22 protein-coding genes are annotated in these 25,971 nt (G+C 63.9%); 14 read left to right on the top strand and 8 right to left on the bottom strand.

Annotated elements, in window-relative coordinates; genetic code table 11:
• Positions 1–80: 80 nt before the first annotated feature.
• Positions 81–1,106 (bottom strand): sulfate ABC transporter substrate-binding protein, encoded by a 1,026-nt coding sequence (locus FQ746_RS17860; protein ID WP_144110813.1) that lies wholly within the window; start codon positions 1,104–1,106, stop codon positions 81–83.
• A gap of 183 nt (positions 1,107–1,289) precedes the next feature.
• Positions 1,290–1,892: an RBBP9/YdeN family alpha/beta hydrolase gene (locus FQ746_RS17855; RefSeq protein WP_144110811.1), complete on the bottom strand. Its 603-nt coding sequence runs from the start codon at positions 1,890–1,892 to the stop codon at positions 1,290–1,292.
• Positions 1,893–2,198: 306 nt separating this feature from the next.
• Between FQ746_RS17855 and FQ746_RS17850 the strand changes: the two genes are divergently transcribed.
• From FQ746_RS17850 to FQ746_RS17825, 6 genes are all read left to right on the top strand, one after another.
• Positions 2,199–3,140, top strand: a complete 942-nt coding sequence (locus FQ746_RS17850) for a 2-hydroxyacid dehydrogenase (protein WP_144110809.1) — start codon at positions 2,199–2,201, stop codon at positions 3,138–3,140.
• 61 nt (positions 3,141–3,201) lie between these two features.
• A complete protein-coding gene (locus tag FQ746_RS17845) occupies positions 3,202–4,131 on the top strand; it encodes a hydroxymethylglutaryl-CoA lyase (RefSeq protein WP_144110807.1) in 930 nt (309 codons plus the stop codon).
• A gap of 52 nt (positions 4,132–4,183) precedes the next feature.
• A complete protein-coding gene (locus FQ746_RS17840) occupies positions 4,184–4,705 on the top strand; it encodes a YbaK/EbsC family protein (protein WP_144110805.1) in 522 nt (173 codons plus the stop codon).
• Between the two features lie 4 nt (positions 4,706–4,709).
• A complete protein-coding gene (locus FQ746_RS17835; protein WP_144110803.1) occupies positions 4,710–4,964 on the top strand; it encodes a DUF1289 domain-containing protein in 255 nt (84 codons plus the stop codon).
• A complete protein-coding gene (locus tag FQ746_RS17830) occupies positions 4,961–5,434 on the top strand; it encodes a MaoC family dehydratase (protein ID WP_144110800.1) in 474 nt (157 codons plus the stop codon). Before FQ746_RS17835 ends, FQ746_RS17830 begins: the two co-directional genes overlap by 4 nt.
• A complete protein-coding gene (locus FQ746_RS17825) occupies positions 5,431–6,348 on the top strand; it encodes an MBL fold metallo-hydrolase (protein WP_144110798.1) in 918 nt (305 codons plus the stop codon). Before FQ746_RS17830 ends, FQ746_RS17825 begins: the two co-directional genes overlap by 4 nt.
• 192 nt (positions 6,349–6,540) lie before the next feature.
• Here the strand turns inward: FQ746_RS17825 and FQ746_RS17820 are convergent, their stop codons facing one another.
• Positions 6,541–7,431, bottom strand: coding sequence for an alpha/beta fold hydrolase (locus tag FQ746_RS17820; RefSeq protein ID WP_144110796.1), 891 nt, complete (start codon positions 7,429–7,431; stop codon positions 6,541–6,543).
• 301 nt (positions 7,432–7,732) lie between these two features.
• On the opposite strand from FQ746_RS17820, the gene FQ746_RS17815 reads away from it, so the two are divergent.
• A complete protein-coding gene (locus tag FQ746_RS17815) occupies positions 7,733–8,692 on the top strand; it encodes an NAD(P)H-dependent flavin oxidoreductase (protein WP_144110794.1) in 960 nt (319 codons plus the stop codon).
• Positions 8,693–8,734: 42 nt separating this feature from the next.
• Here the strand turns inward: FQ746_RS17815 and FQ746_RS17810 are convergent, their stop codons facing one another.
• The 3 genes from FQ746_RS17810 to FQ746_RS17800 all read right to left on the bottom strand — a co-directional run bounded on the left by FQ746_RS17810 (position 8,735) and on the right by FQ746_RS17800 (position 12,179).
• Positions 8,735–9,673 (bottom strand): LysR family transcriptional regulator, encoded by a 939-nt coding sequence (locus tag FQ746_RS17810; RefSeq protein ID WP_144110792.1) that lies wholly within the window; start codon positions 9,671–9,673, stop codon positions 8,735–8,737.
• Positions 9,674–9,859: 186 nt separating this feature from the next.
• A complete protein-coding gene (locus tag FQ746_RS17805; RefSeq protein WP_144110790.1) occupies positions 9,860–10,945 on the bottom strand; it encodes a porin in 1,086 nt (361 codons plus the stop codon).
• Between the two features lie 625 nt (positions 10,946–11,570).
• Entirely contained in the window at positions 11,571–12,179 is a 609-nt protein-coding gene (locus FQ746_RS17800) for a hypothetical protein (RefSeq protein ID WP_313955576.1), read from the bottom strand.
• A 473-nt stretch (positions 12,180–12,652) separates the two neighbouring features.
• On the opposite strand from FQ746_RS17800, the gene FQ746_RS17795 reads away from it, so the two are divergent.
• From FQ746_RS17795 to FQ746_RS17770, 6 genes are all read left to right on the top strand, one after another.
• Positions 12,653–13,675 (top strand): bile acid:sodium symporter family protein, encoded by a 1,023-nt coding sequence (locus tag FQ746_RS17795; RefSeq protein WP_144110788.1) that lies wholly within the window; start codon positions 12,653–12,655, stop codon positions 13,673–13,675.
• Positions 13,676–13,999: 324 nt separating this feature from the next.
• Positions 14,000–14,986: a LacI family DNA-binding transcriptional regulator gene (locus tag FQ746_RS17790; RefSeq protein ID WP_144110787.1), complete on the top strand. Its 987-nt coding sequence runs from the start codon at positions 14,000–14,002 to the stop codon at positions 14,984–14,986.
• Positions 14,983–16,278, top strand: coding sequence for an AGE family epimerase/isomerase (locus FQ746_RS17785; protein WP_144110785.1), 1,296 nt, complete (start codon positions 14,983–14,985; stop codon positions 16,276–16,278). Before FQ746_RS17790 ends, FQ746_RS17785 begins: the two co-directional genes overlap by 4 nt.
• Complete coding sequence (locus tag FQ746_RS17780; protein ID WP_144110783.1) at positions 16,275–17,192, top strand: carbohydrate kinase family protein; 918 nt, start codon at positions 16,275–16,277, stop codon at positions 17,190–17,192. Before FQ746_RS17785 ends, FQ746_RS17780 begins: the two co-directional genes overlap by 4 nt.
• Before the next feature lie 82 nt (positions 17,193–17,274).
• Positions 17,275–17,511, top strand: coding sequence for a hypothetical protein (locus FQ746_RS17775; RefSeq protein ID WP_144110781.1), 237 nt, complete (start codon positions 17,275–17,277; stop codon positions 17,509–17,511).
• Between the two features lie 236 nt (positions 17,512–17,747).
• Entirely contained in the window at positions 17,748–21,335 is a 3,588-nt protein-coding gene (locus tag FQ746_RS17770) for an indolepyruvate ferredoxin oxidoreductase family protein (RefSeq protein ID WP_144110779.1), read from the top strand.
• Positions 21,336–21,450: 115 nt separating this feature from the next.
• Here FQ746_RS17770 and FQ746_RS17765 read toward each other — a convergent pair whose 3' ends face one another.
• Positions 21,451–22,149: a copper homeostasis protein CutC gene (locus FQ746_RS17765; protein WP_144110777.1), complete on the bottom strand. Its 699-nt coding sequence runs from the start codon at positions 22,147–22,149 to the stop codon at positions 21,451–21,453.
• 44 nt (positions 22,150–22,193) lie between these two features.
• Complete coding sequence (locus FQ746_RS17760; RefSeq protein WP_144110775.1) at positions 22,194–23,462, bottom strand: EAL domain-containing protein; 1,269 nt, start codon at positions 23,460–23,462, stop codon at positions 22,194–22,196.
• Positions 23,463–23,823: 361 nt separating this feature from the next.
• On the opposite strand from FQ746_RS17760, the gene FQ746_RS17755 reads away from it, so the two are divergent.
• Positions 23,824–25,479 carry a Na+/H+ antiporter gene (locus FQ746_RS17755; RefSeq protein ID WP_144110773.1) on the top strand — a complete coding sequence of 552 codons (1,656 nt, stop codon included), beginning with the start codon at positions 23,824–23,826 and terminating at the stop codon, positions 25,477–25,479.
• Positions 25,480–25,971 lie beyond the last annotated feature (492 nt).

The raw sequence follows: 25,971 nt of genomic DNA, 5'->3' as shown, positions 1-25,971 counted from the left end.
CATCACTCGCACAACCCACCAAACAAAAAGGCCGCCTCGGTTACGAGGCGGCCTTTTTCCATTTCAGACAACGCTGCGCTTTATTTCTTGTCCACGATGATCTGATCGAACGTCCCGCCATCGGAGAAATGCGTTTGCTGCGCTTTCTGCCAGCCGCCGAACATCTCTTCGACCGTGAAGGTCCTGATCGCCTTGAACTCCGACGCATGCTTGGCGAGCACGGCCTTGTCGCTCGGACGCAGATGATGTTGCGCGATGATTTCCTGCGCGGCCGGCGACCACAGATAGTCGAGATACGCCTGCGCTTCCTTGCGGGTGCCGCGCTTGTCGACCACCTTGTCGACCAGCGCGACCGGCGGTGCCGCCAGCAGGCTCACCGACGGATAGACCGCTTCGAAGTTACCCGCACCCACGCCGCCGTCGATCAGCGCGACTTCGTTTTCGAACGTCACCAGCACGTCGCCGATGCCGCGTTGCGTGAACGTGGTGGTCGCGCCGCGACCGCCCGTGTCGAGCACCGGCACATTCTTGAAGATTGCTTTTTCGAAGTCGAGCGCCTGAGCGTCGGTGCCGCCATGCTGCTTGCTATAACCCCACGCGGCCAGATACGCGTAACGGCCATTACCCGAAGTCTTCGGATTCGCGATCACGACCTGCACGCCCGGTTTGGCCAGATCGCTCCAGTCGACGATGTGTTTCGGATTGCCCTTGCGCACCAGAAACACCATGGTCGTGGTGTACGGCACACTCTCGTTCGGCAGACGCGTGCGCCAGTTGACCGGCAGCAACTGGCCCTTGTCCGCGAGCAGATCGATGTCGTTCGGCTGATTCATCGTCACGACGTCGGCCTGCAAACCCTGCAGCACGGAGAGCGCCTGCGCGCTCGACGCACCGTGCGACTGCCGCACCGAAACGGTCTCGCCGCTCTTCTGCTTGTACTCGGCGATGAAGCCGGCGTCGATGTCCTTGTACAACTCGCGCGTCACGTCGTATGACACGTTCAGCAGCGATACGTCGGCATGCGCCGTCGCCATGCCGCCCAGCGTGAGTGCGATCGTCGTCATGCCGGCTGCCAGCCAGCGCGTGGTCCCCGTCTTGCCTGCCATCTTTTCCCCGCCTGATCGTTGATAGAAATCGGTGGCCGCACGGACGCGCGGCGTGAAGCGGGATTCTAACGGATTGCTTACTCGTCGAGCGCTCGTGTGGCGCTGGTTTGGCGCTGGTTTGGCGCTCGTCTGGCGCCGGTGCGGCGCCCGTGGGAGCTGAGATGCGCAAACCGGATCGTGCGATCAACCGAACGCGTATTGCACGGGCTCGACGTTTTCCTCGCGAAACCGCAGGGGCGCCGCGCAATGCACGAGCGTATCGACGAAATACTTGGCGCGCGGCCAGGGTCCGAAACCCGCCGCGGTGTTGATGTGCCCCACGTCGCCGAGATTCACGAACGCGCTGCCCAGACGCTGCGCGAGTTCGCGCGAGCCGGCGAGCGACATCCACGGGTCGGTTTCACTGGCGATCAGAATGGACGGCACGCCGAGACGCCGCGCCTCGAACGGGCCGGCGAAAGTGAATTTCTGCGGACTGGCGGGCGCGACGAACAGCACGCCGACCACGTCGTTGGCGAACGAGGTCTGCTGCAACGCATGCGCGGCGACGAGGCAGCCGAAGCTATGCGCCGCCAGCACGAACGGGCCGCGTTCGCGGGCGAGCAGATCGCGCAGCGACTGCGCCCAGATCGCCAGATCGGGCGCGTCCCAGTCGTTCTGTTCGACGCGCAGCGAGCGCGCGAACTGCCGCTCGAGCCAGGTCTGCCAGTGGGCGCCCTCGCTGCCGTGCAGGCCGGGGACGGTGACGAGCCTGGGTGGCCACGTCGATTTCGTGCATGGAAGCATGTCTATCCCTCTCGAAGGGCATCCGGACACCAATTGTCCCGCCACCCGCCGCGCGGGCGAACCAAGTTTTTGTGCTTTGTTTATCCGGCAAGGCGAGGACCAACGCGAATACCAGGATGCGAACCTGGCGCGGACCAAAGCCGCATGGCGAGCCGCCAATACCCGCGATACGCGTCGAAAAAGTAGAATGAAGCCTGTTCATAAAACGAGGAGCCCCATGCCAGCCGAGTCGTTCCAGCCGCTTGTCGCGCTGCCGTGGCCCGTTCGCGCTGGGTTCGCCACCCGCGCCTGTCTGCTCCCGATCGTATGAAAATCCTCTTTTATCTGCCCACCGCCGACTCCGCCGCGTGGCAACGCGACTTCGTCCGCGCGCTGCCGGAAGCCGAATTGCGCGAGTGGCGTGCGGGCGACACCGCGCCGGCGGACTTCGCGGTGGTCTGGCGGCCGCCGCGCGAGTTGCTCGCGGGCCGCGACGATCTGCGTGCCATCTTCAATCTCGGCGCGGGCGTCGATGCAATTCTCGCGCTCGAACACGACCAGCCCGGCACGCTGCCGCGCAACGTGCCGCTAATCCGGCTCGAAGACACCGGTATGGCGCCGCAAATGGCCGAGTACGTCACGCATGCGGTGCTGCGCTACCTGCGCCGTTTCGACGAGTACCAGACGCTGCAACGCGAACGCCGCTGGGAAGTGCTGGAGCCGCATCCGCGGGGAACGTTCACGGTGGGCGTGCTGGGACTCGGCGTGCTCGGCGCCCATGTCGCGCAGACGCTGGCCTCGTTCGGCGTGCCGGTACGCGGCTATAGCCGCAGCGCGCGGCAAGTCGACAACGTGACGACCTTCGCCGGCGAAGCGCAGTTCGACGCGTTTCTGGACGGCGTGCAGGTGCTGGTGAATCTGCTGCCGCACACGCCCGACACGCGCGACATCCTGAACGCACGCACTTTCGCGAAGCTCGCGCGTGGCGCGCGTCTGATCAACGTGGCGCGCGGTGCGCATCTGGTCGAGCAGGATCTGCTCGACGCGCTCGCGAGCGGGCAACTTGCCGCCGCCACGCTCGACGTGTTCCGCGACGAACCCTTGCCGCACGATCATCCGTTCTGGCAGAACCCGCGCGTGACGATCACCCCGCATGTATCGGCGCTCACGCTGCGCGAAGACAGCGTCGCGCAGATCGCGCGAAAAATCGAGGCGTTGCGGCGCGGCGAAGCGGTCGGCGGCATCGTCGACATAAACCGCGGATACTGACACCCACACCACTAGCCAATCCCATTCAAGGAGCGCCGCCTGAAGCGGCAGGAGACACATCATGGCCATACCCAAGCAAGTCAAGATCGTCGAAGTCGGTCCGCGCGACGGGCTGCAGAACGAAAAAGAATTCGTCCCCACCGCGATCAAGATCGATCTGATCAATCGCCTCTCGGCGGCGGGCATTCGCAATGTCGAAGCGGCGTCGTTCGTGTCTCCCAAATGGGTGCCGCAGATGGCCGACGGTGCCGACGTGATGGCCGGCATCGAGCGCCGCGCCGGCACGATCTACTCGGTGTTGACCCCGAATCTGCGTGGCTTCGAAGGCGCGCTCGCCGCGCGAGCCGATGAAATCGTGATCTTCGGCGCGGCCAGCGAAGCGTTCTCGCAGAAGAACATCAACTGCAGCATCGCGGAAAGCATCGACCGCTTCGCACCGGTCGCACAGGCGGCCAAAGAGCACGGCGTGCGGATTCGCGGCAGCGTGTCGTGCGCGCTCGGTTGTCCGTATCAGGGCGAAGTGGCGGTGGCCTCGGTGGTGGACGTGGTCGAACGCTTCGCCGCGCTCGGCTGCGACGAGATCGATATTGCCGATACGATCGGCGTGGGTACGCCCAAACGCACGCGTGAAATCTTCGAAGCAGTGACCCGGGTGTTTCCGCGCGAACGTCTGTCGGGCCACTTCCACGACACCTATGGTCAGGCGCTGGCGAACATTTACGCCGCGTTGCAGGAAGGTATCGAGATCTATCACGCGTCGGTGGCCGGGCTCGGCGGTTGTCCGTATGCGAAAGGCGCCACCGGCAACGTCGCGACCGAAGACGTGCTGTACCTGCTGAACGGCCTCGGCATCGAAACCGGTATCGACCTCGCGCAAGTCGTGGCAATCGGGGACTTCATCTCGACCTCGATCGGCCGTCCGAACGTGTCGCGCGCGGGTAAGGCGCTGCTCGCCAAAGCGCGCAGCGAAGCGGCTGTCAATTGCGTGTGATGCCCGGCTAGCGGTCGCAATTGCGGCCGCCACTCAACCAGGAATGAAAACGATGACGCAACACGCTTCTCCCGAATCCGACGATCTCGCTGCGTTGCCCGAGTCGGCGCGCCGCGTCGCGCTTTTATTGCGCGAACGCGGTCACGCCGGCCGCGTCGTGATGCTGCCGGAAACCGGCAAGACCTCCGCCGAAGCCGCTGCCGGACTCGGCTGCTCGGTCGCGCAGATCGCCAAGTCGATTCTGTTCCGCCGTCGTGAAGACGATGCGCCGGTGCTGGTGGTGGCGAGCGGCGCGAATCGCGTCGACGAGAAAAAAGTTGCCGCGCAGGTCGGCGAGATCGGCCGGGCCGATGCGAAATTCGTCCGCGAGAAAACCGGTTATGCGATCGGCGGCGTGTGTCCCATCGGCCATGCGACCGAACCCGTCACGCTGATCGACGCCGATCTGCTGGCGCTGGACAGTTTGTGGGCGGCGGCCGGGCATCCGCATGCCGTGTTCAATCTGACCGCGCAGGAATTGATTGCGCTGACCGGCGCGCCCGTGCTCGACGTCGCGTTGCGCGAGACGGCCTGAGTCCATGAGCGACGGCTTCGGTCACTCGAGCGGCAAGGACAAGGGCAAGGGTAACGACGACGTCGTCGGCGTGCCGTCGCCGTGCATCAGCGTGTGCAGGATGGACGCGTCGAGCGGCTGGTGCGAAGGCTGCCTGCGCACCATCGAGGAAATCGCCGGCTGGGCGTTGTTCGACGACGCAGCAAAGCGCGCGGTGTGGGACGCAATCGAAGTCCGTCACGTGGAATTCATGGCCAGGCAGGCCAAAGGTCGAACATGAACGCCGCACCACGCGTCGTGACGATTGGCGAGACGTTCAGCGATACGCTGGCGTTATCGGTGGAATCGGTGAAGTCCTTCGCTGCGCTCGTCAACGACCGTAACCCGCTGCATCACGACGAGGCCTACGCGGCGCAAAGCCGCTTCGGCGGACTGATCGCATCCGGCACGCAACCCACCGCCTATTTCATGGCGCTGCTGGCCACGCATTTCTCGCGCTATGCGCAGCCGCTCGGACTCGAGTTCGACATCAAGCTGAAAAAAGCGGTGCAGGCGAGCGACACGCTCACGCTCAGTTGGCGTGTACGCGACGCGTACTGGAAGAGCAGCCTGAACGGCGACCTGACGCATCTCGACGGCACGGTGGTGAATCAGCGCGGCGAAGTTCTGCTGATTGGCACGTCGACAATTCTCGTGATGCCGAAGGGCGACGCCACGTCGAAGCAGAACGCCCAGGCCCCGGCACCATGATCTCGCTCCCGGAATCGATCCGCGTGTTCGAACGCGGCTGGCTGTCGTCGAACAACGTGCTGCTGATCGACGCGGAGCGTGTTGCGCTGGTCGATACCGGCTACGCGACTCACGCGCCGCAAACGCTCGCGCTACTTCAGCAAACGTTAGGGGCGCGGCCGCTGGATCTGATCGTCAACACGCATCTGCATTCGGATCATTGCGGCGGCAATGCGCTGCTGCAGGCGACGTGGCCGTGCCGGACCGCGATCCCCGTGGCCGAAGCCGACGCGGTGAGCGCTTGGGATGAAGCGCGGCTGACGTTTCGTCCCACCGGACAGCATTGCGATCGTTTCGGCTTCACCGGGACTATCGCTCCCGGTATGCATCTGACGCTCGGCGCGCTCGACTGGGAAGTGCTCGGCGCGCCCGGTCACGATCCGCATTCGCTGATGCTGTATTGCGCGGAACACGGCATTCTGATCAGCGCGGACGCGTTGTGGGAAAACGGCTTCGGCGTCATCTTCCCCGAACTGGAAGGCGAGAGCGGTTTCGCGGAACAGCAAGCGGTGCTCGAAGCCATCGCGAGGCTGGACGTGCGGCTCGTGATTCCCGGCCATGGCGCGCCCTTCACGAATGTCGCCGCGGCGCTCGAACGGGCGTTTTCCCGCATCGCGTGGCTGCGTGCCGATCCGCTGCGCAATGCGAAGAACGCGCTGAAGGTGCTGATCGTCTTCAAACTGCTCGACGTGCGCGAGATGCGATTCGACACGCTGCTGCAACTGGTCGACGATGCCTCGGTGATGCGTGCCGCTGCGTCGATGCTCGCGCCGCGCGGCGAATGGCCGGCATTGCTGCGGGCGATGGTGTCGGAATTGGCGGCGAAGAACGGGCCGCTGGAAGTGGACGGCGAGCGCGTGCTCGCGCGGCTGTAAATACAAAGCCAGAAAACAAATCGCAAAAAGAAAGCCGCTCGACCATCAAGGCGAGCGGCGCAAATTCTGTCGGACGTGATCAGCGTCGTTATGCATAATACGCGCGCCGATTTTTGGCTGCATTGGTGATTTCCCTACAGAATCTTGACACTGGCTGTTAATCCGCCTACGCCTTCGGCCGCGTGCGACTGACTACTGCTCGAGCGCTTCGAAGAACGACAATATTTCCGCGAGCAGTTCATCGGGGGCCTCTTCCGGGATGTAGTGGCCGCACGGCAGCGAGCGGCCGCTCACGTCACGCGCGACATGACGCCATTCCGTCAACGCGTCGAAGCACTTTTCGATCACGCCTTTTTCGCCCCACAGCACGCGCAACGGACAGCCGATCTTGTGTCCTCGCTCGATGTCCGCACGATCGTGCTCCAGATCGATGCTCGCCGACGCGCGATAGTCTTCGCACATCGCGTGCACGGCGCCCGGTTGCGCGAGCGCCGCGCGATATGCGTCGAGCGCCGACGGTTCGAACGGCGCCAGTCCCGCATGCCGGCCACCCATCACCGCGTTCACGTAGGCGGCCGGATCGGCGCCGATCAGCGTCTCGGGCAAGGGCTCCGGCTGGATCAGGAAAAACCAGTGGAAGTACAGCGTGGCGAACGTGCGATCGGTCGCTTCGTACATCGCGAGCGTCGGCGCGATATCGAGCAGCATCAGGCGCTCGACTGCGTCGGCATGATCCAGCGCCATACGATGCGCGACGCGCGCGCCACGATCGTGTGCGCACACCATGAAGCGCTCGAAGCCGAAGTGACGCATGACGGCGACCTGATCGGCGGCCATCGTGCGTTTGGAATAGGGGAGATGCTGGGCGTCGCTCAGCGGTTTGTCCGACGCGCCGTAGCCGCGCAGATCGGTCGCGATGACGGTGAAGTGTTCGGCAAGCCGGGCGGCGCACCGGGCCCAGATGAGATGAGATTGCGGATGACCGTGCAACAGCAGGAGCGGCGGCCCCGCTCCGCCCTTCACTCCAAAGATATCGACCTCGCCGACGGCGACGCGAAAGGGCGTGAAATTCTCGAAGGCCATGTCGTCTCTCTTGTCGTTTGGATGTCCGGGCATTGTAGGAGGCCAGTATGTCGGTACGGGGTGGGTTAGCCCACGCAAACATAGAACCTGAACACTCCTTCGAACTGTTCTAAACGCGGGAGTCCGCACGGGCCGGAGGCTTCCCCTATAATCGCACGACCGTTCTGAAATTCTCGCGACGAGGCTCATGCGCAGAACCGGCACCTGCCCGCCAGCCCGATGTCATAGGCCTCGTGCAGCTAAACTCGATTATCGCGGGCGCGCCACGCTGCGCCGTCCGCTCAACCAGGAGACTCGCACTATGGCATTGCCCGCCGTTCTGCAAAAACTAGCGCTGCCCGTCGTTGCTTCGCCGATGTTCATCGTCAGCTATCCCGAACTCGTGCTGGCTCAATGCAAGGCCGGTATCGTCGGCTCGTTCCCCGCGCTGAACGCTCGCCCGGCAGAAGCGCTCGACGAATGGCTCACGCAGATCCAGTCCCAACTGGCCGACCACCAGGCCGCGAATCCCGACGCGATCATCGGACCGATTGCCGTCAATCAGATCGTTCATCAATCGAATACCCGTCTCGAACACGACGTGCGCGTGTGCGTCGAGCACAAGGTGCCCATTTTCATCACGAGCTTGCGGGCGCCTGCGCGCGAGATCGTCGATGCGGTGCATAGCTATGGCGGCATCGTGTTGCACGACGTGATCAATCTGCGGCACGCGCAGAAGGCGCTCGAAGCGGGCGTCGACGGTCTGATTCTGGTGGCGTCCGGCGCCGGCGGCCATGCCGGCACGATGTCGCCGTTCGCGCTGGTGGGCGAAGTGCGACGCATGTTCGACGGTCCGATCGTGTTGTCCGGCTCGATTGCGAACGGCGGCTCGATTCTCGCGGCGCAGGCGATGGGCGCCGACCTCGCGTACATGGGCACGCGCTTCATCGCGACCAAGGAGGCGCACGCGGTGGACAGCTACAAGCAGGCGATCGTCAGCGCGGCGGCTTCGGACATCATCTACACCAATTTGTTTACCGGCGTGCACGGCAACTACATCCGCGAAAGTATCGTGAATGCGGGCCTCGATCCGGAAGCGCTGCCGCAATCGGACAAGACCGCGATGAACTTCGGCAGCGACAAGGCGAAGGCGTGGAAAGACATCTGGGGCGCAGGCCAGGGTGTCGGTCTGATGGACGACGTGCCGGGCGTCGGCGAACTGGTGCAGCGTCTGACGAAGGAGTACAACGACGCGAAGGCGCGGCTGGGCATCGCGCGATAAGGTCCGCGCGGCGCACGCGCCTGTTCAAGGCGCGCGTTGTATTCAGCGCGCGGCCAGCGCGATGATCTGCTCGAGCGAGGGCCACAGCGATTCGTTCGCGAATCGCTCGGCGAGAAAGTCGACGAACGAGCGGACCTTCGCGGACAAGTGCCGGCGGCTCGCGTAGACCACGTGAATGGGCAACTCGCGCGGCGGAATCTCGTCGACGAGCAGCGGCACGAGCCGGCCCTCCGCCAGGTCGTCGCCGATCACCTCGGTGCCGAGCATCGCGATGCCCGCTCCTTGCAGCACGATGACGCGCTGCGCTTCCAGGTGATTGACGATCAGGTTGCCTGACAGACGCACGCGCGGCGTCGCCTCGCCCGCCGTGGTGGCGATTTCGAGCGGCGAGACGCCCGCATATTGCAGATAGTTGTGCCGCGCCAGATCCGCGACCGATTTCGGCGTGCCGTGCCGGCGCAGATAGGCGGGGGACGCGCAGAGCACGAGATGCGCGGTGGCCAATTGCCGCGCAATCAGCGAAGACGACTTCATGCCGCCGGGCGACGCGCGAATGGCGACGTCGAAACCTTCGTCGATCAGTTCGACCACGCGGTCCGACAAGGTCATATCCACGGTGACTTGCGGATACTGCGCCGCGTAATCGGCTACCGCGGCCATCACGTAACTCAAGCCGAATGCCGTTAGCGACGATACCCGCAGACGACCTTGCGGCACCACGCTCGCCGCGCCGACCACCTGCTCGGCCTCTTCCAGCTCGGTGAGCACTTGCGCGAGACGCTCGTAGTACTCGCGGCCCGCTTCGGTGGGCGCGACCCGCCGCGTGGTGCGGTTCAGCAGGCGCGCGCCAAGTTGCTGCTCGAGGTGCATCACGTGCTTGCTCGCCATGGCCGCCGACATCTCCATGCGCTCGGCCGCGCCGACGAAGCTGCCGACTTCCACCACCTGGCGGAACACCTTCATGCTGACAAGGGTATCCATCTCAATCGCTCGCCTCAGGAATCAATCGACGTCATTTTGCCGGGTTTATCAAAAATGGGGCGGCAAACTCGCCGGCATCGAGACCTGAAACGACGAAGCCCGCCTTCCGGGGAAGGCGGGCTTCGTGTGAACGAGCGAGTGTCGGGCGGTCAGGCGAGATCTACGCCGACGCCGACGCCGACGCGCCTAGAACTTCGCGCGCAGACCCACACCGTAGGTGTTGCCGCTCGACATGTTGCTGATGTGGTCGTACATGTAGGCCGCGTACACGTCCGTGCGCTTCGAGAGCGGGTAGTCATAACCGAGTGCCGCGGTCTGACGCGTCTGGTCGTAACCGCCGCCGTCACGCGAGTACGCATACGACGCCATCACCGTGCCCGGACCGACCGGGATCGACGCGCCGCCTTGCGCCGTGTTCACGTGCCAGCTCGAAATGGTCTGCTGGTCGTACGTGTACATGTACTGGCCGAAGAACTTCACGTACTTCAGGTCGTACGACACGCCCGCTTGCGCGACGCTCTGGCTCTTCAAACCCGGAATGCCCGATGCGGCGAGGCTGCCCAGGTCGCTCGGCGAATTGTTGAAGTTCACGTACTGGTAGACGGCGGTCGCCGCGAACGGGCCGTGGAAGTACAACACCTGGCCGCTCCACTTCTTCGCGCCGTTCTGCGTCGTATTGCCGAGCGCGTACATCGCGGTCGCCGTCAGGCCGTTGAAGTTCGGCGACGCGTATTCCACCGCGTTGCTCCAGCCGGAGTCGCCGGTCACGCCCTGGTCGGTCGAGTAGGTCGGGAAGGTGCCGAGGCCGAGGTAGGTGTGCCACACCATCGGCGAAAATTCGTAGGAGTCGATGAACGGGTTGAACAGGATGGTCGACACGAACAGCGGCGTGGTCAGACGGCCGGCGGTCACGGTGCCGTACGGCGATTCGACGCCGACGTACGCGTTACGCGAGAACATCGTGTCGCCGGTGAAGCGGCCGTACTGGCCGTTCTGGGCGAGGAAGAAGCCTTCCAGCGCGAAGATCGCCTTGTAGCCGTTGCCCAGATCTTCGGAACCCTTCAACCCCCAGTACGACGTCGACATGCCGCCGCCGGACACCTGCACGGAGGTTTTGCTGCCGGGGAATTTCTGCGCGCCGACCCATTCGTCGACCTGACCGTAGAGTTGCACGCTCGATTGCGCAAAAGCAGACGATGCACTGGCCAGCAAAGCGGCACACGCGGTTGCCTTGAGGGTGGTCTTCAGTGCACTGCTGATGCCTGTTTTCATGGGTTCTCCTGTCTTTGTCAAAAGGGGGTTGCCTGGGCGAAAGGGCTCATTCGTCCGGGCCATTGTTTGTTGTCCGTGAGATCGTCGAGCCAAACTGGGCGGGACCATCTTTGCGGACCATTTTTATGAACAAAAATATCGCTGGTTATTGCGGGTATATCGGTCTGATTAGTTTTGTCGCTTAAAGGCCTGATAAAGAGACGCGCTCGTCAGACCTTGGGCATATCGGAACGGCTCGCCCCAGACCGCGCAATACCGCGCAAAGCGGTGGCTGCACGGCGCCCGAGCCGTTAATCACGCTTCTAATGACATGCGTATTACGCATTCAGGAAGAAGCGAACCGATTTGACGACGGGACACGGTCCGCTGCCGAGCGATTTCAAAAAAGTGTGGCGTCGAAACGTCAGATTGAAGGCCGCAACTGCCGGGAGAAGCGGCGCGGCAAGCCATGAGGCGAGGGCGTGACGATTCTCCGACGGTGTGAGATCGCAGAGAACGGGCGGATTCACCTAAAGAAACTGGAAATTTCCGATGACGCAGCACTGGAGCGAGACGGCTCTACGGCTTTGTCGGACGCGCACATGAGAAAGCCGCGCGGACGCGGCTTGGTTGTGGCTGTTCGTGGCTAATTACGGTAGGGGAAGTCTTCGGCGGGGCGCGAGTCGCCTGCCTGACGCTGCATCATGCGCGGGGCACCGCGCTCTTCGTTGTAGCGCGCGACGTCGGCCCGGATGGAGCCGGTGCGTACCGGCGCATTGGGCGGCGGCCGTGGCACCGACCGCGATTCCGTGCTGACCGGCGTAATGGCGCCGGCGAACTGCATGCCGTCGCGGCCGGCATTTCGGTAAGCGGGCGGCCCGGCTCGATGAGCGCCGGTGTTGTAGGCGCCGAAGCCATCGGCGAACTGATCGCCGGCGTAGTTCTCGGGTCGGGCGACGGGAGCCCGGCGCGATTCGCCGTAAGAGCGGGAAAGCGGCTGGCTGGCCGACTGGGCGTGACGGTCGTTGCGCGCATACGAACCTGTCGGAGCCGCCTCGCGGTGGAGAGTCCCACCCGGCGTGCGATACGCGCCATACGTGCCATACGTGCCATACGTGCGATATGCCGATGCGGCCGCATGGCCGTGGCCACCTGCCGGACCGCCGCTGTGCGGCATGCCAGGCGCCCTGGCGTAGGCGAACGAGCACAGCACGGCGATGACCGCGCCAAACGCCCACCGCTTGGTTCTCGACAACCCGTCCACCCTGTCAACTCACATGCCCGAAGAGCTGCCTGAAATTCACCGTTCGAGCTGCGGTGAACCTATTCCGGGACCGATACGAGCGCTGCGAAGGACTCGCAAAGCGGATATCCCGACGGCTTGGTCACGTAATTTATGGGTGTCGGCAAAGGGTGTCGAGCCAAAAAGTGTTAGGCCCAGCCCCTTGATGTAACACCTTGTTACCACGACGTTTTTACGCGACATACCTCTTGCGCGATTCTGCGGAAACCGTTTGTACGCGGGGCTCGGCGAGAACGATGCTGTGCGCTGCGTATGAAGAATGGACCGCCAACGTCGACCGCTGGATTAGCAGACCCGAACCGCCAGTAATGTGGGGGCATCATCAATCGATTCAGTAAATGAATTTGCATTTTCAATTGAGAATCAACAACAATGGCCGCTTTTCCGTGGCGGCATGCTCCGCCCTATCGATTCGAGATTCTTAAATGGCTCGCCCCAAACTTCTCCCCGACAACTTCACCTTGACCCTCGTGGGCACGGTGATTCTTGCCAGCCTTCTGCCCGTGCACGGGCAGGCTGCCGTCGGCTTCAACTGGTTGACGAACGTGGCGGTCGGGCTGCTGTTTTTCCTGCACGGCGCCAAGCTCTCACGCGAAGCGATTGTGGCGGGGGCGACGCATTGGCGCCTGCATCTGCTGGTGATGCTGAGCACCTTCGTACTGTTTCCGCTGCTCGGCCTCGCGCTTAAGCCGATCCTTTCGCCACTTGTTACGCCGGCGCTCTATGCGGGGGTCCTCTTCCTCTGCACGTTGCCGTCGACGGTTCAGTCGTCTATCGCGTTCACCTCCATTGCCAAAGGCAACGTGCCGGCCGCCGTCTGCAGCGCGTCGGCCTCGAGCCTGCTCGGCATCTTCCTCACCCCCGCTCTTGTCAGTCTCATGGTCACCAACCAGGCGGCCGGCGGCTCGTCGGCCTGGCATACGGTCGGCGACATCGTGCTGCAACTGCTGGTGCCCTTCGTGGCCGGCCAGCTGCTGCGCCCGCTGATCGGCAAGTGGATCGAGCGCAACCGCGGCGTGCTGAAGTTCGTCGACCAGGGTTCCATCCTGCTGGTGGTCTACGGCGCGTTCAGCGAAGCCGTGAACGAAGGCCTGTGGCATCAGATTCCGCTGTCCGCGCTCGGCGGCCTCGTGGTGATCAGTGGCGTGCTGCTGGCGCTCGCGCTGGCCGTGACGATATTCGTCAGCAAGCGGCTCGGCTTCAATCGCGCGGACCAGATCACGATTATTTTCTGCGGCTCCAAGAAGAGCCTCGCGTCCGGCGTGCCGATGGCCAAGGTCATCTTCGCGGCGCATGCCGTAGGGGCGGTGGTCTTGCCGCTGATGCTGTTCCACCAGATCCAGTTGATGGTGTGCGCCGCGCTCGCGCAGCGCTGGGGCGCCCGCGACACCACCGGCGAAACCGGGACCGCCGCGCCCGACCCGGACGCGGGCGTCGTGCGGCGGTGAATACGCGCGCAGTGCAAACAGAACATTCATAAGCGCCCTCCCTGAGCGTTATCTGAGAAAGCCGCCTCGTGCGGCTTTTCGTTATTTCACGCCCAAACGCCGCCGCTGTCGCCTCGGCCAGAAGGCATAGGACAATTCCAAACATTTCTTAACTACGGCATGTTTAGTCGATTTTACTAAACAGAATATCTGGCTGAAAAAGCCTTATGTACGGGTATTTACTGGTGTCCAGCCTGTCGCAGGTTGGCTTTTTCAAGCGGGTTTTACTATACAATCGCCCGGACTTGAAACCCTCGCGGCCGCCTGCGCTGCCGCGCCTACCCGATGGCCACCACCATCCGCGACGTTGCCCGCGCCGCCAGCGTGTCGATCGGCACCGTCTCCCGCGCACTGAAGAACCAGCCCGGCCTGTCCGAGGCCACCCGCCTGCGAGTCGTCGAAGCCGCGCGCCAGCTTGGCTACGACGCCGCTCAACTGCGTCCGCGAATCCGCCGGCTCACGTTCCTGCTGCATCGCCAGCACAACAATTTCGCGGTCAGCCCGTTTTTTTCGCACGTGCTGCATGGCGTGGAAGACGTGTGCCGCGAACGCGGCATCGTGCCGTCGGTGCTCACCGCCGGCGCCACCGAAGACGTCGTTACGCAGATGCGCCTGCATGCACCCGACGCCGTCGCGGTCGCCGGCTTCGTCGAGCCGGAAACGCTGACCATGCTCGCGGCCATGCAACGTCCGCTCGTGCTGATCGACCTGTGGGCGCCCGGCCTGCGCTCGGTGAATCTGGACAACGCCGCGGGCGCCGCGCTAGCCATGCGGCATCTGTTCGCGCAGCAGCGCAAGCGGATCGCGTTCATCGGTGGCTCGCTCGCGCACTTCAGCATTGCGCAGCGCGCGCTCGGCTACCGGCGCGCTTTCTTCGAAGCGGGGCTGCTGTTCGATCCGTCGCTGGAAGTGACCATCGACGCCGGCCTCGATCCCGACAGCGGCGCCGCGCGCGCGATGCATCAGTTGCTCGACGCGCCCGGTCCGCAACCGGATGCGGTGTTCGCCTATAACGACGCCGCCGCGCTCGCGGCGCTGCGCGCCTGCCGCTCACGCGGTCTGCGCGTGCCGGAAGACATCGCCATCATCGGCTTCGACGACATTCCCGCCGCCGCCCACGCCACGCCGCCCCTGTCGACCATTTCGGTCGACAAGGAAGCGCTCGGCCGGCGCGGCGTGGAACTCCTGCTCGAAGACGCACCCGCCGAACTGGAAGTCCGCCTCCCCGTTCGTCTCATCGCTCGTGCCAGTACTTTGGTGAAAACGCCATGACCCAATCCGACTCGCTTCTCTCCGCCCGAGGCGCCGCCGCCGGCAGCCCGGTGCCGCCCGTCGCCGACTTCCGCAGCCGCGACTTCCTGCTCTCCCACGTCGAGGACACATTGCGCTTCTACGCGCCGAACGTGCTCGACCCGAGCGGCGGCTTCTTCCATTTCTTCCGCGACGACGGCTCTGTCTACGACGCGACCACGCGTCATCTGGTGAGCAGTTGCCGCTATGTCTTCAACTATGCGATGGCGTATCGCCAGTTCGGCGACCCGCAGCATCTGGAGTACGCGCGCCATGGTTTGCGCTTTTTGCGCGACGCCCATTGGGACGCGCAGCACGAAGGCTACGACTGGGAAATCGAATGGCAAGACGGCCGCAAGCGCCGCACGCTCGACGCCACCCGTCATTGCTACGGCCTCGCGTTCGTGCTGCTCGCGTATTCGCATGCGGCGATGGCTGGCATCGAAGAAGCCCGGCCGATGATCGCCGCGACCTTCGAACTGATGGAACACCGTTTCTGGGATGCCGCCGCGGGCCTGTACGCCGACGAAGCCAGCCCCGAATGGCGCGTCAGCTCGTACCGCGGGCAGAACGCCAACATGCACACCACCGAGGCGCTGCTGGCCGCGCACGAAGCGACCGGTCATCTGGTCTACCTGGATCGCGCGGAACGGGTCGCGTCGAACATCACGCTGCGCCAGGCGAAGCTCTCGCAAGGTCTGGTGTGGGAGCACTTTCACGCCGACTGGTCGGTGGACTGGCATTACAACGAGGAAGACAGCTCCAACATCTTCCGGCCGTGGGGTTTTCAGCCCGGCCATCAGACGGAATGGGCCAAGTTGCTGCTCATTCTGGAGCGCTTCCGCCCGTTGCCCTGGCTGCTGCCGCGCGCGATCGAACTGTTCGACGCCGCGATGACGCATGCCTGGGACGAAGATCACGGCGGCCTGTATTACGGCTTCGGCCCGGACGGTACCGTCTGCGATCACGACAAGTACTTCTGGGTGCAGGCCGAAACCTTCGCGACCGCCGCGCTGCTCGGCAAGCGCACCGGCAACGAACGTTTCTGGGACTGGTACGACGAGATCTGGCGCTATAGCTGGTCGAACTTCGTCGATCACCAGTACGGCGCGTGGTATCGCATTCTCACCTGCGACAACCGTAAATACAGCGACGAGAAAAGTCCCGCCGGCAAGACCGACTATCACACCATGGGCGCCTGCTACGAGGTTCTCGCGCATGCCTTGGCCGAGGGCGCGTCCAGCGAATCCGCCGCCACGGAGCACTCGAAATGACCCAATCCAGTCCATCGACCGAATTTCCCTTCTTCGTTTCCGCCGGCGACATCCTCACCGACCTCGTCAGCACCGGCCATTCGCAGTGGCTGTCGCGGCCAGGCGGCGCCGGCTGGAACGTCGCGCGGTGCGTCGCGCGGCTGGGCTTGCCGACGGCGTGCGCCGGCTCGCTCGGCGTCGACAACTTCTCCGACGAGTTGTGGGACGCGAGCGTCGCGGCCGGGCTCGACATGCGCTTCATGCAACGCGTCGAGCGGCCGCCGTTGCTGGCCATCGTGCATCGCACGCATCCGCCCGCGTACTTCTTCATGGGCGAAAACGGCGCCGATCTGGCCTTCGATCCGGCGCGTCTGCCGGCCGGCTGGATCGAGCAGGTGAAGTGGGCGCACTTCGGCTGCATCAGTCTCGTGCGGCAGCCGCTCGGCGATACGCTCGCCGGCCTCGCCGCCGAATTGCGCGCGCGCGGCGTGAAGATCAGTTTCGATCCGAACTACCGCAATCTGATGGAGCACGGCTACGAGCCGACGCTGCGGAAAATGGCCGCGCTCGCCGATCTGATCAAGGTGTCGGACGAAGATCTGCGCATGCTGTTCAAGGACGACGACGAAGCCGGCGCGCTCGCCAAAGTGCGCTCGCTCAACCCGGGCGCCACCATCCTGGTGACGCGCGGACCGGAAGCGGCCACGCTGATCGACGGCGACCAGGTGGTGGAAGCGCGGCCGCCGCGTGTCGAGGTGACCGACACCGTCGGTGCCGGCGATGCGTCGATCGGCGGCCTGCTGTTCAGCCTGATGACGGCTTCGCAACGCGCGTGGCCGGAGCATCTGGCGTTCGCGCTGGCGGCTGGCGCGGCGGCCTGCCGGCACGCTGGCGCGCACGCGCCTTCGCTGGATGAAGTGGTCGCGTTGCTGTAGTCGGATGCGCAGAGCGGTCAGCCGGACCGCGGTCGCATGCTAGGATGAAAATCCGACTCACGCTGGAACAAGGAGCGACGCGATGGACGACATCACCTATACCAAGGGCACCTACACCGCTACGGCTTCGATCAAGGAAGTGAAGGCCGACACGTGGCAGGGTCTGGTTACGCTGTCCCGCAACGACGAAGATGGCGACGACAGCGGCAGCGGGGAAAGCACCGACTACCACGTCGAGGCCACCACCTCCACGCCGGAAGAAGCACTCGAGGAAGCCAAGGCTCTGGCGCACAGGATCCTCGGCGACATCAACGTATAACAACCGCCTCAAGACCCCGCCGGGCTTACCAGGGCTTACCCGAATCTCCGCCCGGCGGGAGAGATTCCCCCTCAAAACTTCATTAAAACGTACGAGTCTTCTCGCTCATTCGCGTCCCGCCGGGCAAACTAGAAAAAATTCACTCCAATCGGCGCTAAAAAATAGAGTCTCTTTCGCTGCGTCACCTTTGTGGTCCCCACCACCGCGCGCGGATGCAATACAACGGAGACTCACCCATGACCGCTCGCCTGCCCATCGACGGCACGCCCGCCCTCGCCGACTACAAGCTGTCCGATAACCTCACCGCCACGCGCGGCCGCATCTTCCTGACCGGCACGCAGGCGCTGGTGCGCCTCGCGCTGATGCAGAGTGCGCTCGACAAGGCGCGCGGCTGGAATACCGCCGGCTTTATCAGCGGTTATCGCGGCTCGCCGCTCGGCATGGTCGACCAGCAGTTGTGGAAAGCCAAAAAACTGCTCGCCGCGAGTGATATTCGCTTCTTGCCGGCCATCAACGAAGAACTCGGCGGCACGGCCGTGCTCGGCACGCAGCGTGTGGAGTCGGACCCGGAGCGCACCGTCGAAGGCGTGTTCGCGATGTGGTACGGCAAAGGCCCGGGCGTGGATCGCGCGGGTGACGCGCTCAAGCACGGCAACGCGTACGGCTCGTCGCCGCACGGCGGCGCGCTGGTGGTGGCGGGCGACGACCACGGCTGCGTGTCGTCGTCCATGCCGCATCAGAGCGACTTCGCATTGATGGCCTGGCATATGCCGGTCGTGAATCCGTCGAACATCGCCGACATGCTGGAATTCGGTCTGTACGGCTGGGCCCTGTCGCGCTTCTCGGGCGCATGGGTCGGCTACAAGGCGATTTCGGAAACGGTCGAATCCGGCTCGACGGTCGACCTCGACGCGTTGCAAACCGAATGGGCCGCGCCGCAGGACTACGACACGCCGGCCGGCGGTCTGCACAATCGCTGGCCCGATCTGCCGAGCCTGACCATCGAAGCGCGCATGCACGCGAAGCTCGACGCCGTGCGTCACTTCGCGCGCGTGAACAGCATCGACAAATGGATCGCGCCGAGCCCGCATGCGAACGTGGGGATCGTCACGTGCGGCAAGGCGCATCTGGACCTGATGGAAACGCTGCGCCGGCTCGATCTGACGGTGGCCGATCTGGAAGCGGCCGGCGTGCGCATCTACAAGGTCGGTCTGTCGTTCCCGCTGGAAATGACGCGGATCGACGCGTTCGTGTCGGGTCTCTCCGAAGTGCTGGTGATCGAGGAGAAAGGCCCGGTCATCGAGCAGCAGATCAAGGATTATCTGTACAACCGCACGCAGGGCGCGCGTCCCATCGTGGTCGGCAAGAACGCCGAAGACGGCACGCTGCTGCTCTCCGCCATGGGCGAACTGCGGCCGTCGCGCATTCTGCCGGTGTTCGCGAGCTGGCTCGCGAAGCACAAGCCGCTGCTCGACCGCCGCGATCGCGTGAGCGATCTGGTCGCGCCGCAAATCCTCTCGAACGCAGCGGACAGCGTGAAGCGCACGCCGTACTTCTGCTCGGGTTGCCCGCACAACACGTCGACCAAGGTGCCGGAAGGTTCGATCGCGCACGCCGGTATCGGCTGCCACTTCATGGCCTCGTGGATGGAGCGCGACACCACCGGTCTGATCCAGATGGGCGGCGAAGGCGTGGACTGGGCATCGCACTCGATGTTCACGAAAACGCCGCATGTGTTCCAGAATCTCGGCGACGGCACGTACTTTCACTCCGGCATTCTGGCGATCCGCCAGGCCGTGGCCGCGAAGGCGACCATCACGTACAAGATTCTCTATAACGACGCGGTCGCGATGACCGGCGGCCAGCCGGTCGACGGCAGCATCTCGGTGCCGCAGATCGCGCGTCAGGTGGAAGCCGAAGGCGTGTCGCGCTTCGTCGTGGTAAGCGACGAGCCGGAGAAATACGACGGCCACCACGACCTGTTCCCGAAGGGCACCACGTTCCACCATCGCAGCGAAATGGACGCCGTGCAGCGCGACCTGCGCGAGACCAAGGGCGTGACCGTGCTGATCTACGACCAGACCTGCGCGGCGGAGAAACGGCGTCGCCGGAAAAAAGGCGAGTTCCCCGATCCGGACAAGCGTCTGTTCATCAACGAGGAAGTGTGCGAAGGCTGCGGCGATTGCGGCGTGCAGTCGAACTGTCTGTCGGTCGAACCGGTTGAAACGGCATTGGGCCGCAAGCGTCGTATCGACCAGTCGTCGTGCAACAAAGATTATTCATGTGTGAACGGCTTCTGCCCGAGCTTCGTCACGGTGGAAGGCGGCAAGCTGAAGAAAGGCGCCGGCGCCGCGTTCGATCCGGCTGCATTGGCCGCACGCGTCGACGCACTGCCGATTCCGGCCACGCATCTCGATGCCGCGCCGTACGACATTCTGGTGACGGGCGTTGGCGGGACGGGCGTCGTGACGGTCGGCGCGTTGATCAGCATGGCCGCGCATCTGGAAGGCAAGAGCGCGTCCGTGCTCGACTTCATGGGCTTTGCGCAGAAGGGTGGCTCGGTCCTGTCGTTCGTGCGCTTTGCGGCACGCGACGAATGGCTCAACCAGGTGCGTATCGACACGCAGCAAGCCGACGTGCTGCTCGCCTGCGACATGGTGGTGGGCGCGAGTGCCGATGCGCTGCAAACGGTGCGTCATGGCCGGACGCGGATCGTCGTCAACACGCATGCGATTCCGAACGCGACCTTCGTGACGAATCCGGACGCGACGCTGCACGCCGATGCGCTGGTCGACAAGATGCGTCACGCCGCGGGTGAAGACCGTATGTCGACGTGCGATGCGCAGGCGCTTGCTACGCGCTTTCTCGGCGACACCATTGGCGCGAATATCCTGATGCTCGGTTACGCATGGCAACTCGGTCTGGTGCCGGTGTCGTTCGCGGCGATGATGCGCGCGATCGAACTGAACAACGTCGCGGTGCCGATGAACCAGCTGGCGTTCTCGATCGGCCGTCTGGCCGCGCAAGACCCGGCCGCGCTCGAATCGCTGTGGACGGCGCGGCATCTGGCGAAGCCAACCGTGCGCGTCGATACGCTCGATGAACTGATCGCGCATCGTGAAGGCCGTCTGCAAACGTATGGCGGCGCGAGCTACGTGAAGCGCTATCGTGCGCTGGTCGACGCGGCACGCCGCGCGGAAGCCACCGTGGATGCGAAGAGCGAGCGCGTGACGCGTGCCGTGGCGACGACGTTCTACCGGCTGCTCGCCGTGAAGGACGAGTACGAAGTGGCGCGCCTGCATAGCGACGGCGCATTGCGTCAGGCACTCGAAGCGCAGTTCGAAGGCGTGGCGGGCAAGGACTTCGGCATCAAGTTCAACCTCGCACCGCCGACGTTGACGCGTCCGCAACCGGGCGTCAATCCGACCAAGAAGACCTTCGGTCAGTGGATGTGGCCGGTGCTCGGTGTGATGGCGAAATTCAGCGCACTGCGCGGCACGGTGATCGATCCGTTCGGCCGCACGCTCGAACGCAAGATGGAACGCGAACTGGCGGACGACTATGAAACCACGTTGTCGCGCGCGCTGGCGAAGCTCGACGCCGGCAATCTGGAAGACGTAGCTAAACTCGCGGACCTGCATGCTCGCGTGCGTGGTTACGGTCATGTGAAGCTGGCGAATCTGGCCGGCGTGAAGCGCGGCGAGCGGGATCTGGCAGCACGCTTGCAGATTGAAGCGGCGACCGGTGCGTCGGTGAAGAAATCGCTGGAAGAAGTCAAGGGCGCCGGGCAGTTGCGCGGCATTCCGGTAGTGGTCGCGAAGTAGTTTTCTTTGCTGCAGCGAGGGCTTCTTGACGTAATGCAAAAGCCGCTTCGGGACGTGGGTCCCGAAGCGGCTTTTTTGTGGGCGTCTCTTTCGACCGATCGCGAATAAAGCCGTGTTAGCGCACGCGATCCACTATTTCCCGGACACGGGCGACGCGAGCCGGATCGACTGGCGCCAGCGGATTGCCGTCGACTCTCACGCCAGAACCGAAATGCACGGCCTGGACCTGGGTCGTGCGCACGAAATCTTCCACCGAATCGACGCTCAATCCCGCACCCGCCAGCACCGTGCAATGCGAGCCCGACGCTTGCCGCACCAGTGCGCCGATCTGGTCCTTGGCCTGCAAGACCGACGGCTGGCCGCCGGAAGTCAGGACATTCGAAATGGACTCGAAGCCGAGCAGAACATCGAGCGCCTTGCCTTGGTCGCCCACTTCGTCGAATGCGCGGTGGAAGGTGATGGCCAGACCGTCGGCCGCCTCGACCGCGCGGGCGAGTGCGTCGCGATCGATTGCACCGTCGGCGTCCAGCATGCCGATCACGATGCCGTTCGCGCCCGCGGATCTGATCGCACGGATGTCGCGCATCATCACCGCCTGATCGTCCGCGTCGTACACGAACGAGCGGCTGTGCGGTCGCACGATGACATTCACGGGAATCGCAACCGCGCTCACCACCGCTTCGATCAGACCGACGCTCGGCGTCAACCCGCCTTCGCCCATCGCGGTGACGAGTTCGAGCCGGTCGGCGCCGGCCTGTCCGGCGATGCGCGCGTCCGCGACGGTGGTGGCAATGACTTCGAGGAGAACGGACATGAGTGCGATGTAGCGTCGTTGAAAACGACATCATCGCAGAACCGCTACTCGTCGACCCAGTCGATATCGCCGCACAGCACGCAGGTCTGACCGTCGACGCGCGTCGCCACCGACAGCGTCACGCACGGCAACGCCTCGTTGATCGACAGATACGGCCGCGTCACATGCACACGATCCGGCGCGTTGATTGCGTCGCGGAAATACGGGCGACGCAGCCAGTTCGCGCCTTGCGCATCGGCGAGCGGCAGGAAGCGCGTCTCGTGCGCCGCGCGGTCGGCGCGCAGCACGACGTTGCGGCCCGCCTGCTTGCCCTTCGCGTCCAGCAGGAAGCAACGTGCGGCGTGATCGAGCGCGAGGAAATTCCAGCAGACTTCTTCGAGCGGTTCGCCGGCGGCAAGGCGCTCGGCGGCGCGCTCGAACGCCCGCAAATACGGCGTGAGCCGGCTCGCGCTGCGACGCTCGCGGGCCTCGGTCTGATCGCGATAACGCTCGGTGAGTTCGCTGATGCAAGTCGTTGCATGCAGCGCGTCCGCGGCGCCGGGACTCGGGCGACCGAAGAAAAAGCCCTGCACGAAGTCGGCGTTGCAGGCGAGCGCCATCTGCGCTTCGTGCTCGGTTTCCACGCCTTCGATCAGCACCAGCTTGCCCGCTTCGTGCAGCAAAGCGACCAGCCCCGGCAGAATCGTCGCCATATCGGCGCGATGTGCCGCATGCGACAGCATGATGCGGTCGAGCTTCACGATATCGGGATTCAATTGCCAGATCCGCTCGACATTCGAATGGCCTGCGCCGAAGTCGTCGAGCGCGATCAGGAAGCCGCGCTCGCGGAACTGGCGCACGGCTTCGGCGAGACGTTCGAGGTCGTCGGCGCGCTGTTCGAGTATCTCGAGCACGATGCGCCGCGGCGGCAGATCGAGCCGCTTGAGACTCGCCAGCAACGCGGCCGATAGATACGGATCGGAGAGCGCGGCGGGGTGCACGTTCAGGAACAGCCACTCGCGCTCCGCGCCCAGCACCTTGAAGTTTTCCAGATGCAGCGTCTGCGCGAGCCGGTCGACGTGCAACACATCGCCGAGGCGCGCGGCCTCGCCGAACACGTCGACGGACGACACCGGCCGGTCGAGCGAGTCGTGCGCGCGCAGCAGGCCTTCATAGCCGACTGCCCGCATGTGCGACAGACTGAAGATGGGTTGAAACACGCTGCTCAGCGTCAGCTCGCCATGCTGAACCGAAAAACGCTCGAGCCCCGACGTCACTTCGACATCGAAGCCATGCGGCACGGAGGCCGTTCTTTCCTGTTGCGCAATCGTCATGCAATCCTCTCACGCGAGAGCCGGGCCGGTCCGATCGCGGAAGCGAACAACCTCGGCGCCGTATCTCCAAATGTGCGTTACCTATATTGCTAAAGCAAGCTCCGTGCGCACGCTGGCGCATATCCACTTGAAATTTGCATGAAAGATTGCACCGACGAAAGGGGCAATGCGCCGCGTGGGGGCTTGTGCGCACCGTCGCGGTGCGTGCGGACGTGTTGCGGTGTTGTGGCGCTCGCGGTCGCCTCGACGAGGCTCGGGCTACACTGCCGCCTTGCGCCTCGGGATCGGTACGCGGCGACACCGCCGACGATCAGCGAGGAAATAGCGTGATAGCCCCGTTGTATTCGACCAGATAAGGCCGATGGAAATAGTCTTCACCGTATTGATTCTTTTGCTTGCCGTGGCTGCATCGGGCGCAGCGATTCGCGTCTTGCCGTTTGCACTGCCTTTGCCGCTGATGCAGATTGCCATTGGCGCCGTGCTGGCCTGGCCGAGGCTTGGACTGCATGTCACGTTCGATCCGGAAATTTTCATGATGCTGTTCATTCCGCCGCTGCTGTTCGCGGATGGATGGCGCATTCCCAAGCGCGAATTCTTCATGGCGCGCCGATCGATTCTGATGCTGGCGCTGGGACTCGTGTTCATGACGGTGCTGGCCGTCGGTTATTTCGTGCATGCGCTGGTGCCGGTCATTTCGTTGCCGGTGGCGTTCGCGCTGGCCGCGGTGCTGTCGCCGACCGACGCGGTCGCATTGAGCGGCATTGCCGGGCGCGGCAAGATTCCGGGGCGGCTGATGCACATTCTCGAAGGCGAGGCGTTGATGAACGATGCGTCCGGTCTGGTCGCGTTGAAGTTCGCGATTGCCGCGGCGTTGACGGGGGTGTTTTCGTTACGGGAAGCGTCGATCAGTTTCGTGATCATTGCCGTGGGTGGTCTGGCGGTTGGGGCGGCGGTGAGTTGGGTGTTCAGTTTTCTGTCGACGCGTTTTCTCGATCTGAGCGAGGAGGGCGATCCGGCGCCGGGCGTCGTGATGACGTTGCTGATTCCGTTCGCGGCTTATCTGATTGCCGAGCATTTCGAGTGGTCGGGCATTCTCGCCGCGGTCGCGGCCGGCATGATGATGAACTACGCGACGATTGCGAATGCCGCGCCGGTGGCGACGCGGATTCGCGCGAGCAACACGTGGATGATGATCGAGTTCGTCTTCAACGGGATGGTGTTCATTCTGTTGGGTTTGCAGTTTCCGCACATTCTTGGACGCGCGTTACTGGATGCGCACGAGACCAGCGATGCGCAGGTCTGGCGGTTGATCGGCTATATCGCTGCGGTGGCGGTGGCGTTGTATGCGATGCGGTTCGTCTGGGTATGGCTGCTGCGCTGGTTTGCGAGCCGGGGCGCGGCGAAGCACGGTGTGACGAACGCGGTGCCGGGTTTGCGGACGGTGACGGTGACGACGGTTGCGGGCGTGCGTGGCGCGGTGACTTTGGCGGGCGTGTTGTCGTTACCCGAGGCGTTGCCGGGCGGCGCGCCGTTACCCGGACGCGATCTGGCGATTTTCATTGCGTCGGGCGTGATACTGGTTTCGCTGCTGGTGGCGGTGGTGGGATTGCCGCTGTTGTTGCGTGGCTGGCGCAGGGGCAAGGATCCGCATGCGGCGGAGGAGGTTCATGCGAGGACGATGGCGGCGCAGGCGGCGATACGTGCGGTCGACGACGTGCATGAGACCGAGTGTGCGGATCTGGACGAGTCCGAGGCGGCGTATGCGGTGGACGTGACCGCGCGGGTCATGGATGGGTATCGGCGACGGATCGTCGCGTTGGGGGAGGAGCCCGAGCCGAGGGAGATGGCGCGCCGCGCGGATGCGCTGGAGTTCAGGATGAGGTTGGCCGCTATGCGGGCTGAGAGGGGGGCCTTGCTGGCGCTTAGGCATTCGCAGGAAATTAATGATGAGACTTTGAACAGGTTGATGAGGGAGGTGGATCTTGCGGAGACTGCGCTTACTGCGCGGAGGAAATGAGGGTTTTGGTTTTATCGTTGCACTGGCTTTTTGGCCTTTGGCCTTTCCTTGCATTGTTAGTGGTCTATTAGCGTTCCCCCTGTGCGGGGGGGCACTTACTTCTCTTTGCCGCCGCAAAGAGAAGTAAGCAAGAGAAAGCGGCTCAAACCGCTAACTCTCAAGCGGGAACCGCAGCATTTCTTTGGTAGTGGTGCATCTGGAATCCGTGCTCCCGCACATTCCGCTCTTGTGACAAGGCAGTCATTCTTCCGGCGGCGCTTCGCGCACCCCCGGGCCGTTCTTAGAACCATCGGTGTTTCGCCTTCCGTGGTGTACCCATCCGCGACGCACGTAGTGCGGAGTGGGAGCTGATGAGTGCTTTTTCACTGGCGCGTAATGCGCGGGGGACCGGATTCCAGATGCACCACTACCAAAGAAATGCTGCGGTTCCCGCTTAAGAATTAGCGGTGTGAGCCGCTTTCTTTTGCCTACTTTTCTTTGCGGCGGCAAAGA

It is taken from the genome of Paraburkholderia sp. BCC1886 (assembly GCF_900996245.1).
Taxonomy (GTDB): Bacteria; Pseudomonadota; Gammaproteobacteria; order Burkholderiales; family Burkholderiaceae; genus Paraburkholderia.
The sequence above is the reverse complement of the archived record's forward strand: the minus strand, read 5'-3'. Positions and strand labels throughout refer to the sequence as shown.